This is a genomic window from Enterobacter cloacae complex sp. S3 (assembly GCF_014930495.1).
Lineage (GTDB): Bacteria > Pseudomonadota > Gammaproteobacteria > Enterobacterales > Enterobacteriaceae > Enterobacter > Enterobacter asburiae_B.
The window spans coordinates 60,533-71,769 of record NZ_JADBRD010000019.1; the positions used below are offsets into that span (position 1 = coordinate 60,533).

The window sequence follows — 11,237 nt, forward strand, 5'->3', positions numbered from 1 at the left end:
CGGGCTTTTTCTTATTTGAAACCTTTCTTCTCTTTAATGAGCTCGTACGCCTTCTGGATTTCCTGCGCTTTTTGCTTCGCCATCTCCATCATTTCTGGCGGTAAGCCTTTCGCGACCAGTTTGTCCGGATGGTGTTCGCTCATGAGCTTACGATAGGCACGTTTAATCGTGGTCTGATCGTCAGAGGGCTTAACGCCAAGCACGTTGCAGGCGTCTTCCAGCGTCGGACCACGCTGCGCCTGCTGCCAGGCACCGCCGGACGACTGCTGGTGATAGCCGCCGCCAAACTGCGCCCCGCCCTGCATCATGCGCAGGAACTGGTCGAACTGCATGCGGGAGATGCCCAGCTCTTCCGCAATGACGTACAGCACGTCACGTTCATTAGGGTGAAGTGAACCGTCTGCGAAAGCCGCCTGGATTTGAATTTCCAGAAACATCCGAATTAAATCAAAACGTCCGAAGCAGATGCTGCGGAACTGACGCATTTTTTCGCGAAGCGGATAATTATCCGACTTACCGATGCGAAACGCATTTTGCGCTTCCAGACGGGAGTCGCCGTGCAGGTTCATGCGATCCATAAAGACGCTGGCAATCTGAATATCGGCTTCTGTGACACGCCCTTTGGATTTGGTTAAGTGCCCCATGACCTCAAAGGTGGTGGAGAAAAAGAGTGACTGACGCTCGCGCTGATTGGCAAACCAGGCCATTTTGCGGCTGCGCGCCTTATCAAACATATGGCCGATAATAAGCCCAAGCACAATCCCCCAGAACCCGGCACCCATGATGATGGCGAACGCAACGCCGATTATTTTACCCCAATACTGCATATACTCCCCGGATAGTCATATTCCTTGCCGACGCAACGTCATCATCACTGTGTTCAAGTCACGGTCAATTGAAGGACATCGCCTATAATTTGCTTTATCATACTCGTCATTCGATAGCGAGCCTAACACTCTGGCACGCAAACGGGCAGGATTAACGCTGGTACTGCGCAGATGAGTAAGATAGTCTCTGAGCGTTTGTAAGCCGTAGCCACTGATGACGGAACAATAAAATACAACGTATGAAAAAACGTATCCCCACCCTCCTGGCCACAATGATTGGCTCCGCCCTGTACAGTCAACAGGGGCTGGCGGCCGATCTCGCCTCGCAGTGTATGCTTGGCGTTCCAAGTTATAATCGCCCACTGGTGAGTGGCGATACAAATAGCTTGCCGGTAACCATTACTGCCGACAGTTCGAAAGGGACTTACCCTGACAATGCCACCTTTACGGGCAATGTCGATATTAACCAGGGCAATAGCCGCCTGCAGGCAGACGAAGTGCAATTGCACCAGAAACAGCCGGAAGGTGCGGCCGAGCCGGTACGAACGGTGGATGCGCTGGGTAATGTGCACTATGACGACAATCAGGTCATCCTGAAAGGTCCGAAAGCCTGGTCAAACCTGAATACTAAAGATACTAACGTCTGGAAAGGTGATTACCAGATGGTGGGTCGCCAGGGGCGCGGCGACGCTGACCTGATGAAACAGCGCGGTGAAAACCGCTATACGATCCTGGAAAACGGTACGTTCACGTCATGTCTGCCGGGTTCCAATACCTGGAGCGTGGTCGGTAGCGAAGTTATCCATGACCGCGAAGAACAGGTCGCAGAGATCTGGAACGCCCGCTTTAAGCTGGGCCCTGTTCCCATATTCTACAGCCCTTATCTGCAGCTTCCCGTGGGTGACAAACGCCGCTCCGGTTTCCTGATCCCGAATGCCAAATACAGCACCACGAACTACTTTGAGTTCTACCTGCCGTATTACTGGAACATCGCGCCAAACATGGATGCGACGATCACGCCGCACTATATTCACAAGCGCGGCAACATCATGTGGGAGAACGAGTTCCGCTATCTGACCCACGCCGGTGCGGGTCTGATGGAGCTGGATTATCTGCCGTCGGATAAAGTCTTCCAGGACGAGCATCCGACCGAAGGCGATAAACACCGTTGGATGTATTTCTGGCAGCATTCCGGGGTAATGGATCAGGTCTGGCGTTTTAACGTTAACTACACCAAGGTCAGTGACCCGAACTACTTCAACGATTTCTCGTCAAAATACGGTTCGAGTACCGACGGTTATGCCACGCAGATCTTCAGCGTTGGCTATGCGGTGCAGAACTTCGATGCGACGGTAACCAACAAGCAGTTCCAGGTGTTCTCCAGCCAGACCGCGAGTACCTATGGTGCCGAGCCGCAGCTGGACGTTAACTGGTACCAGAATGACGTGGGTCCGTTCGACACCCGTATTTATGGTCAGGCGGTGCATTTTGTAAACACCAATTCCAATATGCCGGAAGCCACCCGAGTTCACCTGGAGCCCGTCATCAACTTGCCATGGTCGAATGACTGGGCAAGCCTGAATACGGAAGCCAAGCTGATGGCGACACACTATCAGCAAAAAAATATTGATGATTACAACACCAGCAACAACGCTCATCTTGAGGAAAGCGTAAACCGTACGCTTCCACAGTTCAAAATGGACGGTAAGCTGATCTTCGAACGCAATATGGGACTTCTGGCGGATGGCTATACCCAGACGCTGGAGCCACGTATGCAGTACCTGTACGTGCCTTATCGCGATCAGAGCAACATCAATAACTATGACTCCTCTTTACTGCAATCTGATTACAGCGGCCTGTTCCGCGACCGTACCTACGGTGGCCTTGACCGCATCGCCTCAGCGAACCAGTTAACGACCGGGGTCACATCACGCGTTTATGATGACGCTGCCGTTGAACGTTTTAACGTTTCTGTTGGTCAAATCTACTATTTCACCGAGTCTCGCACGGGCGATGACAATATTAAGTGGGAGAAAGATAACAAGACAGGTTCGCTGATTTGGGCTGGTGATACCTACTGGCGTATGACCGATCGTTGGGGTCTTCGCGGTGGCGTGCAATATGACACCCGTCTCGACAATATCGCCAACAGTACGGCGGCGATTGAGTACCGCCGGGATGAAGATCGTATGGTGCAGTTGACCTATCGTTATGCCAGCCCGGAATATATTCAGGCGACGTTACCAAACTATGGTACTGCAGAGCAGTATAAAGACGGTATTTCGCAGGTGGGTGGCGCAGCGAGTTGGCCAATCGCCGACCGCTGGTCAATCGTAGGCGCTTACTACTTTGACACTAACGCCAATAAACCTGCTGACCAGATGGTGGGTCTGCAATATAACTCCTGCTGTTACGCGCTGCGTGTCGGCTACGAACGCAAGCTTAACGGCTGGAACAGTGAAAACAATCAGAGCAAATACGATAACGTGATTGGCTTTAACTTCGAGTTACGCGGCCTGAGTTCCAACTACGGTCTGGGTACGCAGAAAATGCTGCGCTCGAATATTCTGCCGTACAGTAGCGCCTTGTAATGTGCTTGATTTGCAACGTAATCCGCTTTGCGGTTAATTGAAATGGAAAAAGTATGAAGAACTGGAAAACGCTGCTGCTCGGTGTCGCTATGGTTGCGAATACCAGCTTCGCCGCCCCCCAGGTTGTTGATAAAGTCGCTGCTGTGGTTAACAACGGCGTCGTGCTTGAAAGTGACGTTGACGGTCTGATGAAATCGGTGAAGCTCAATTCGGGCGAAGCCGGTCAACAGCTTCCTGATGACGCCACGCTGCGCCACCAGATCCTGGAGCGTCTGATCATGGATCAGATCGTTCTGCAGATGGGGCAGAAAATGGGTGTGAAGATCACTGACGAGCAGCTCGATCAGGCGATCGCTAACATCGCGAAGCAGAACAATATGTCTTTAGACCAGATGCGCAGCCGTCTGGCCTATGACGGCATCAGCTACGCCACCTACCGTAACCAGATCCGTAAAGAGATGCTGATTTCGGAAGTGCGTAACAACGAAGTGCGTCGCCGCGTCACCATCCTGCCTCAGGAAGTGGACGCGCTGGCAAAACAGGTGGGCAACCAGAACGATGCGAGCACAGAGCTGAACCTGAGCCACATTCTGATCCCACTGCCAGAGAACCCAACGTCCGATCAGGCTGCGGAAGCAGAAAGCCAGGCGCGTTCTATTGTTGAACAGGCGCGTAACGGCGGCGACTTTGGCAAGCTGGCAATCACCTACTCCGCTGACCAACAGGCGCTGAAAGGCGGCCAGATGGGCTGGGGACGTATTCAGGAGCTGCCATCTATCTTTGCCCAGGCGCTGAGCACGGCGAAGAAAGGGGATATCGTTGGTCCTATTCGTTCAGGCGTGGGCTTCCACATTCTGAAGGTGAACGATCTGCGCGGCCAGAGCCAAAATATCTCCGTCACCGAAGTTCACGCTCGCCACATACTTCTGAAACCGTCACCGATCATGACTGACGATCAGGCGCGTGTGAAGCTGGAACAGATCGCAGCTGACATTAAGAGCGGTAAAACCTCATTTGCGAAGGCAGCAAAAGAGTTCTCTCAGGATCCAGGCTCTGCTAACCAGGGCGGCGATCTGGGCTGGGCGGCTGCGGATATTTACGATCCTGCCTTCCGCGACGCGTTGATGAAGCTGAACAAAGGCCAGATCAGCGCGCCGGTCCACTCTTCATTTGGCTGGCATCTGATCGAGCTGATGGACACCCGTAACGTTGATAAAACGGATGCGGCACAGAAAGACAGAGCCTACCGTATGCTGTTTAACCGTAAGTTCTCTGAAGAAGCAGCAACCTGGATGCAGGAACAACGCGCCAGCGCTTACGTGAAAGTTCTGAGCAACTAATGAAACAGCATCGTGTTGTTATCACGCCCGGCGAACCCGCCGGGATTGGGCCTGACCTCGTTGTTCAGCTCGCCCAGCGCAGCTGGCCGGTAGAGCTGGTTGTCTGCGCCGATGCAACACTGTTACAAGACCGGGCAACGCTGCTCGGTCTGCCTTTAACGCTCATTCCTTACGTTGAAGGCCAACAGCCTGCACCGCAGCAAGCCGGTACGCTCACCCTTCTTTCAGTTCCCCTTCGTACGCCGGCCATCCCGGGCCAGCTCAGCACGGAAAACGGTCACTATGTCGTTGAAACCCTTGCGCGCGCCTGCGACGGTTGTCTGAAGGGCGAATTTGCCGCCCTGATCACCGGCCCCGTCCACAAAGGCGTCATCAACGAAGCGGGTATAACCTTTACCGGGCATACGGAGTTTTTCGAAGAGCGCTCGCACAGCCCGAAAGTGGTGATGATGCTGGCGACGGAGGAGATGCGCGTTGCGCTGGTGACTACCCATCTGCCGATCAAAGCCATTCCTGATGCGATCACCCCTGAACTCCTGCGCGAGATCATCGGGATTTTGCACCACGATCTGCAGACAAAGTTTGGGATCCCGCAGCCGCACGTGCTGGTCTGCGGCCTGAACCCGCACGCCGGTGAAGGCGGGCACATGGGCACCGAAGAGATCGACACCATCATTCCGGTACTCAACGAAATGCGGGCGAAGGGGATGAACCTCAGCGGGCCGCTGCCTGCAGATACCCTTTTCCAGCCGAAATACCTGGATAATGCCGACGCCGTGCTCGCGATGTACCACGATCAGGGCCTGCCCGTGCTAAAATACCAGGGCTTTGGCCGCGGGGTGAATATCACCCTCGGTTTACCCTTTATTCGAACGTCCGTTGACCACGGTACTGCGCTGGATCTGGCAGGCCAGGGGAAAGCGGATGTCGGCAGTTTTATTACGGCGCTTAATCTCGCCATCAAAATGATTGTTAATACTCAATGACTAATCGAGTCCATCAGGGCCACTTAGCCCGTAAACGTTTCGGGCAAAACTTCCTTAACGATCAGTTCGTGATCGAAAGCATTGTCTCGGCTATTAATCCGCAAAAAGGCCAGGCGATGGTCGAAATCGGCCCGGGCCTTGCCGCGCTGACCGAGCCGGTAGGCGAACGCCTCGACGAGCTGACCGTCATCGAACTGGACCGCGATCTGGCCGCACGCCTGCAAACGCACCCGTTCCTCGGGCCGAAGCTGACCATCTATCAGCAGGACGCCATGACCATGAACTTTGGCGAACTGTCCGAAAAAATGGGCCAGCCGCTGCGCGTGTTCGGCAATCTGCCGTACAACATCTCCACGCCGCTCATGTTCCACCTCTTTAGCTATACTGATGCCATTGCCGACATGCACTTCATGTTGCAAAAAGAGGTTGTTAACCGTCTGGTTGCAGGCCCGAACAGTAAAGCGTATGGTCGTTTAAGCGTGATGGCACAGTATTACTGCAACGTGATCCCGGTACTCGAAGTACCGCCGTCAGCGTTCACACCACCACCAAAAGTGGATTCAGCGGTTGTGCGCCTTGTGCCGCACAAGACGAAACCGTATCCGGTTAAAGATCTGCGCGTACTGAGCCGCATTACCACAGAAGCCTTTAACCAGCGCCGTAAAACGATCCGTAACAGCCTGAGCAATTCGTTTACCGTTGAGGTGTTAGCCGAGCTGGGGATTGACCCGGCAATGCGTGCGGAGAACATTTCCGTAGAGCAGTACTGCAAGCTGGCTAATTACATCAGCGATAATGCGCCGCCGAAGGAGAGTTAAGCCATGATTGATTCGCCCCGCGTATGTGTCCATGTACAAAGCGTCTATGTTGAATCACAGTCCTCACCGGACGAAGAACGTTTTGTTTTTGCTTACACCGTGACCATTCGCAATCTGGGGCGGATGCCCGTGCAGCTGCGCGGGCGCTACTGGCTTATCACTAACGGCAATGGCCGCGAAATCGAAGTTCAGGGCGAAGGTGTGGTCGGTGAACAGCCCCACATCGCCCCTGGCGAAGAGTACCAGTACACCAGCGGCGCGGTGATTGAAACGCCGATGGGTACCATGCAAGGCCATTATGAAATGGTCGACGTCGATGGCAATGATTTCCGCGTTGCCATTCCTGTGTTCCGTCTCGCCGTAACCACACTCATTCATTAATCTAATGTCTACATATCTGATTGGCGACGTTCACGGTTGCTACGATGAACTGATCGCATTATTAAAACAGGTCGACTTTACGCCAGGACAGGACACGCTCTGGCTGACGGGCGATTTAGTCGCGCGTGGCCCCGGCTCCCTTGAAGTATTACGTTTCGTCAAATCGCTGGGCGACAGCGTCCGCATGGTGCTGGGCAATCACGATCTGCATCTGCTGGCGGTTTTCGCCGGGATCAGCCGCAACAAACCTAAAGATCGCCTCACCCCACTGCTGGATGCGCCGGACGCGGACGATCTGATTAACTGGCTGCGCCGTCAGCCCCTGCTGCAGATCGACGAAGAGAAAAAACTGGTCATGGCGCATGCCGGGATCACCCCGCAATGGGATCTTGAGACGGCGAAAACCTGCGCGCGTGACGTTGAGGCGGTGCTGGCAAGCGACTCGTATCCTTTCTTCCTCGATGCCATGTACGGCGATATGCCGAACCACTGGAGCGAGGATCTCAGCGGTCTGGCCCGTCTGCGCTTTATCACCAACGCGTTCACCCGCATGCGCTTCTGCTTCCCGAACGGACAGCTGGATATGTATTCCAAAGAGACGCCGGAGAGCGCGCCCGCGCCGCTCAAGCCGTGGTTTGCCATTCCGGGACCGGTGACAAGCGAGTACAGCGTGGTATTTGGCCACTGGGCTGCACTGGAAGGAAAAGGAACACCGGAAGGGATTTACGGTCTGGATACCGGATGCTGCTGGGGCGGAGAGTTAACCTGCTTACGCTGGGAAGATAAAGCTTACTTTGTGCAGCCGTCCAACCGACAGCTGGACCTGGGGGAAAGCGAGGCCGTTGCCTCCTGATACGTAATTCCCTCTCCCGGCCGGGAGAGGGAAAATCACTTAACGACGTTCCAGAATCTCGAAGCAGTAGCTGTGGGAGTTCTGTGCATCCGCGTCGTGGAATTCGCTGAATACCGATTCCCACTCGTCCGGATCGTAGTCCGGGAAATGAGTGTCCCCTTCCACTTCTGCATCAATGTGGGTCAGATACAGCTTCTGCGCTTTTGGCAGGAACTGCTCGTACACGCGCCCACCGCCAATCACCATGATCTCTTCGGCATTGCCGCATGCAGCAATCGCCTCGTCTACTGATTTTACCCATTCGACGCGATCGTCAGTGCCCGGCTGGCTGCTGATAACGATATTCTTACGGCCCGGCAATGGACGACCAATCGACTCCCAGGTCAGGCGGCCCATCACTACCGGCTTGTTTAACGTAGTACGTTTAAACCATGCGAGATCGGCAGGCAGGTTCCACGGCATGGCATTTTCCATACCGATAACGCGGTCCACCGCCAGCGCTGCAATCAGACTGATCATTGAAAATTTCCCGGATGCAAAAAATTGCCGCCACTATACGGAAAGCTTAATCTTTCGTCGACTGGCGGCAGGGTAAAGATAAAGAAATTTTTTAATATTGCTGGCAACTCCACTTCACGCGGAAGGTTTACTCTCGGGCTCGTCAGCCGGATCGCCGGTATGCTTGCCCTCTTCCGTGCCCTGCCAGCCATGACGCTGGATCAGCGACAGGTGGTTACGGTCCTCGTTAATGATTTCCGTCAGCATCGCGCTGGTGCGTTTGAAGACCGCCGCACGCTCGGTGGCGGTACTGCCGGCCATCGCCGCCATCTCTTCGACCATCTCGGTATTAAAGCGGCGGAACAGGTCTGCCCGTTCGCGTGCTTCATACGCGCCGAGCCCCAGGTTTTCCAGCGCCATGCGGCCAGACTTCAGCGCACCTTCGAAGGTTTCACGCTCGGGCGCGTCTACGCCCGCCTGCCGCAGCCGGATGTAGTGATCCACATCGCGCGCGCGGGAGATAATAGTCAGCGCCGGGAAATGCTCTTTTACCAGCTCCACCATCTGCATGCTGGTTTCCGGATCGTCAATGGCGTTAATTAACACCTCGGCTTTTGCCGCCCCGGCGGATTCCAGCAGATCGACGCGGGTTGCATCCCCGTAAAACACCTTCATATCAAATTTACGCAGGGTATCGACATGGTCGGGGTCGTGATCGAGGATGACCATTTTCACCCCGCTCGACAGCAGTAAACGACCCACGATCTGCCCGTAGCGGCCAAATCCGGCGATGATGACGCGCGGCTGCTCCTCGTCGATCTCGTCGGCCTCGCGCTCCTGCCCGCTGTCCGATTTTTCCAGACGCGTCAGCACCACCAGCAGCACCGGCGTCGCCGCCATCGACAGGGCGACCGCCAGCGTCAGCGCCTTCGCCCACTCGGGATCGAGCACGTTTGCCATCTGCGCGGCGCCAAACACCACGAACGCAAATTCACTCCCCTGCCCCAGCAGCACGGCGAACCAGCGGCGCTGCCTGCCCGGCACGTTCAGTGGGCGAGCAATCAGCCACAGCATCACCATTTTAATGACCAGGAAGCCGACGAGCAGGATGACGATCCGCAGCGGGTGCGTCACCAGCGTACCGAAGTCGACGGACATCCCGACGCCGATGAAAAACAGTCCCAGCAGCAACCCTTTGAACGGCTCGATATCGCTTTCCAGCGCGTGACGGTATTCAGAGCTCGCCAGCAGCACGCCTGCGAGGAACGCCCCCATCGCCATCGACAGCCCGGCCTCCTCCAGGAGCAGACCGAAGCCAAACACCAGGAACAGCGCCACGGCGCTGAACACTTCGCGCAGGCCAGAACGGGCGACAAACCTCAGCAGCGGGCGGGTCACGTAGCGGCCAAGCAGCACCACCAGCGCCAGCGCGCCCGCCACCTTCAGCGCCGACAGCGCGAAAGCGCCCAGCGTGGTAGAGGAACCACTGGCCGCCAGCAGCGGGATCATCGCCACCAGCGGGATAGCGGCAATGTCCTGGAACAGCAGCACGGAGAACGCGCTGCGTCCCATCTGGGAGACCGTCAGATTTCGCTCGTTCATCGCCTGCATGGCAATCGCCGTCGAGGAGAGCGCCAGCGTCATGCCGATGAGCTCTGCCACTTTCCAGTCCATACCCAACAGGATGCAGAACCCACCCAGCAGCAGGCCGCAGGCCACCATCTGCAGCGCACCACCGCCAAATACCGAGGCGCGAAGCTTCCACAGCCGCTGCGGGTCGAGCTCCAGGCCAATCACAAACAGCATCAGCACCACGCCAATCTCAGCGAAATGGAGAATCGCCTCGGCATCCGTGACCAGTCTAAAGCCCCACGGCCCAATGACGCAGCCTGCAATCAGGTAGCCGAGCACCGAACCCAGCCCCAGGCGTACCGCCACGGGCACAATCAGCGCCGCCGCGCCGAGGTAAATCAGCGCCTGTATCAGCGTATGGCTATCCATGGTGCGTCTCCTGCCACTCAAGTAAGCGTTGTTTATAATGGCGAGCCTGCGCCTGCAGCGTTTCATCGTCGCAAACAAACGTGCAGTGCATCGCAAACGGCGGGAGCCAGTTCAGACCGCAATAGAGCGCGGTCGCCTGCAGCGGCTGCGCCAGAACGTCAAAACCCGGGAAGGAACCGATATCAAAATGGCTTTCCCCACCGCCGGTGGTGACCGCCCACATCAGGCTTTTTCCTTTTAGCGCATTGCCGTTGTGGCCATACGCCCAGCCGTGGGAGAAGACTTTATCAATCCACAGCTTCAGGAGCGGGGGCGTACTGTACCACTGCATTGGATGCTGCCAGATAATCAGATCGGCACGGGAGAGCGCCTCCTGTTCGGCGGCGATATCGATATTAAAATCGGGATAGAGTTGATAGAGGGAACGTATCTCTACGTTATCAAGCGTCCTTACCTGCTCAAGCATCCGCTTATTCGCATGCGAGTGCTGCGGATAAGGATGGGCATAAATTATCAGAATCATTGATTAGCCTGTTGTTACTGCTTTCTTTTAACAAAAGAGTGTAGTCAGTAATTCAACAGGCTAATAGTGAATATTATTGACGGGCTTACGTCAGAATTCTGAATTAGTTATCCAGCTCGCCCATGGATTTCACCTGGTCACGGTTAATCTGCTCGGTTTGACCGGTTTCGGCGTTTTTATATGACACCAGACCGGTATCGTCATCTACCTGCGGTTTGCCGTCGGTGACAATGGTTTTGCCATCGGTGGTTTTTACGGCCTGATTAGACGAACAGCCCGCAACGGTGAACATTGTCGTGGCAGCCAGAACGGAAGCGATCAGTAATTTATTTTGCATGGTGTTTTCCCCTGCTCTCAGTTGAATTTCGTTATCGACCTAACCATTTTAGGCTAACTGACTGAAAGCGGATGAAAAACCA

11 protein-coding genes are annotated in these 11,237 nt (G+C 55.3%); 6 read left to right on the top strand and 5 right to left on the bottom strand.

Annotation, left to right across the window (positions count from 1 at the left end):
• Positions 1 to 11 precede the first annotated feature (11 nt).
• Positions 12 to 827, bottom strand: a complete 816-nt coding sequence (djlA, locus tag IM317_RS12080; protein WP_008502016.1) for a co-chaperone DjlA — start codon at positions 825 to 827, stop codon at positions 12 to 14.
• 239 nt (positions 828 to 1,066) lie between these two features.
• On the opposite strand from djlA, the gene lptD reads away from it, so the two are divergent.
• From lptD to apaH, 6 genes are read left to right on the top strand one after another with little or no spacing between them, the layout of a single operon-like run.
• Positions 1,067 to 3,418, top strand: a complete 2,352-nt coding sequence (gene lptD, locus IM317_RS12085; protein WP_033144609.1) for an LPS assembly protein LptD — start codon at positions 1,067 to 1,069, stop codon at positions 3,416 to 3,418.
• Positions 3,419 to 3,471: 53 nt separating this feature from the next.
• Positions 3,472 to 4,758 carry a peptidylprolyl isomerase SurA gene (surA, locus tag IM317_RS12090; RefSeq protein ID WP_033144608.1) on the top strand — a complete coding sequence of 429 codons (1,287 nt, stop codon included), beginning with the start codon at positions 3,472 to 3,474 and terminating at the stop codon, positions 4,756 to 4,758.
• Positions 4,758 to 5,744 (top strand): 4-hydroxythreonine-4-phosphate dehydrogenase PdxA, encoded by a 987-nt coding sequence (gene pdxA / locus IM317_RS12095; RefSeq protein ID WP_033144607.1) that lies wholly within the window; start codon positions 4,758 to 4,760, stop codon positions 5,742 to 5,744. The genes surA and pdxA overlap by 1 nt, the downstream gene beginning before the upstream one ends.
• Complete coding sequence (gene rsmA / locus IM317_RS12100; RefSeq protein WP_023310362.1) at positions 5,741 to 6,562, top strand: 16S rRNA (adenine(1518)-N(6)/adenine(1519)-N(6))-dimethyltransferase RsmA; 822 nt, start codon at positions 5,741 to 5,743, stop codon at positions 6,560 to 6,562. The genes pdxA and rsmA overlap by 4 nt, the downstream gene beginning before the upstream one ends.
• A gap of 3 nt (positions 6,563 to 6,565) precedes the next feature.
• Positions 6,566 to 6,943 (top strand): Co2+/Mg2+ efflux protein ApaG, encoded by a 378-nt coding sequence (apaG, locus tag IM317_RS12105; protein WP_023310361.1) that lies wholly within the window; start codon positions 6,566 to 6,568, stop codon positions 6,941 to 6,943.
• A gap of 4 nt (positions 6,944 to 6,947) precedes the next feature.
• On the top strand, positions 6,948 to 7,796 hold the full coding sequence (apaH, locus tag IM317_RS12110) for a bis(5'-nucleosyl)-tetraphosphatase (symmetrical) ApaH (RefSeq protein WP_023310360.1): 849 nt from the start codon (positions 6,948 to 6,950) through the stop codon (positions 7,794 to 7,796).
• A gap of 39 nt (positions 7,797 to 7,835) precedes the next feature.
• On the opposite strand, the gene folA is transcribed toward apaH, so the two are convergent.
• From folA to IM317_RS12130, 4 genes are all read right to left on the bottom strand, one after another.
• Positions 7,836 to 8,315: a type 3 dihydrofolate reductase gene (folA, locus tag IM317_RS12115; protein WP_008502023.1), complete on the bottom strand. Its 480-nt coding sequence runs from the start codon at positions 8,313 to 8,315 to the stop codon at positions 7,836 to 7,838.
• A gap of 114 nt (positions 8,316 to 8,429) precedes the next feature.
• The gene (gene kefC, locus IM317_RS12120; RefSeq protein WP_033144606.1) at positions 8,430 to 10,295 is read right to left on the bottom strand and encodes a glutathione-regulated potassium-efflux system protein KefC; all 1,866 of its coding nucleotides are present in this window, start codon (positions 10,293 to 10,295) and stop codon (positions 8,430 to 8,432) included.
• The gene (kefF, locus tag IM317_RS12125; protein ID WP_023310358.1) at positions 10,288 to 10,818 is read right to left on the bottom strand and encodes a glutathione-regulated potassium-efflux system oxidoreductase KefF; all 531 of its coding nucleotides are present in this window, start codon (positions 10,816 to 10,818) and stop codon (positions 10,288 to 10,290) included. Before kefF ends, kefC begins: the two co-directional genes overlap by 8 nt.
• Before the next feature lie 103 nt (positions 10,819 to 10,921).
• Positions 10,922 to 11,155, bottom strand: coding sequence for a YgdI/YgdR family lipoprotein (locus IM317_RS12130; protein WP_023310357.1), 234 nt, complete (start codon positions 11,153 to 11,155; stop codon positions 10,922 to 10,924).
• Positions 11,156 to 11,237 lie beyond the last annotated feature (82 nt).

Coding starts and splice junctions, on each gene's coding strand:
- djlA (WP_008502016.1), bottom strand. CDS start 827: ATGCAGTATTGGGGTAAAATAATCGGCGTTGCGTTCGCCATCATCATG.
- lptD (WP_033144609.1), top strand. CDS start 1,067: ATGAAAAAACGTATCCCCACCCTCCTGGCCACAATGATTGGCTCCGCC.
- surA (WP_033144608.1), top strand. CDS start 3,472: ATGAAGAACTGGAAAACGCTGCTGCTCGGTGTCGCTATGGTTGCGAAT.
- pdxA (WP_033144607.1), top strand. CDS start 4,758: ATGAAACAGCATCGTGTTGTTATCACGCCCGGCGAACCCGCCGGGATT.
- rsmA (WP_023310362.1), top strand. CDS start 5,741: ATGACTAATCGAGTCCATCAGGGCCACTTAGCCCGTAAACGTTTCGGG.
- apaG (WP_023310361.1), top strand. CDS start 6,566: ATGATTGATTCGCCCCGCGTATGTGTCCATGTACAAAGCGTCTATGTT.
- apaH (WP_023310360.1), top strand. CDS start 6,948: ATGTCTACATATCTGATTGGCGACGTTCACGGTTGCTACGATGAACTG.
- folA (WP_008502023.1), bottom strand. CDS start 8,315: ATGATCAGTCTGATTGCAGCGCTGGCGGTGGACCGCGTTATCGGTATG.
- kefC (WP_033144606.1), bottom strand. CDS start 10,295: ATGGATAGCCATACGCTGATACAGGCGCTGATTTACCTCGGCGCGGCG.
- kefF (WP_023310358.1), bottom strand. CDS start 10,818: ATGATTCTGATAATTTATGCCCATCCTTATCCGCAGCACTCGCATGCG.
- IM317_RS12130 (WP_023310357.1), bottom strand. CDS start 11,155: ATGCAAAATAAATTACTGATCGCTTCCGTTCTGGCTGCCACGACAATG.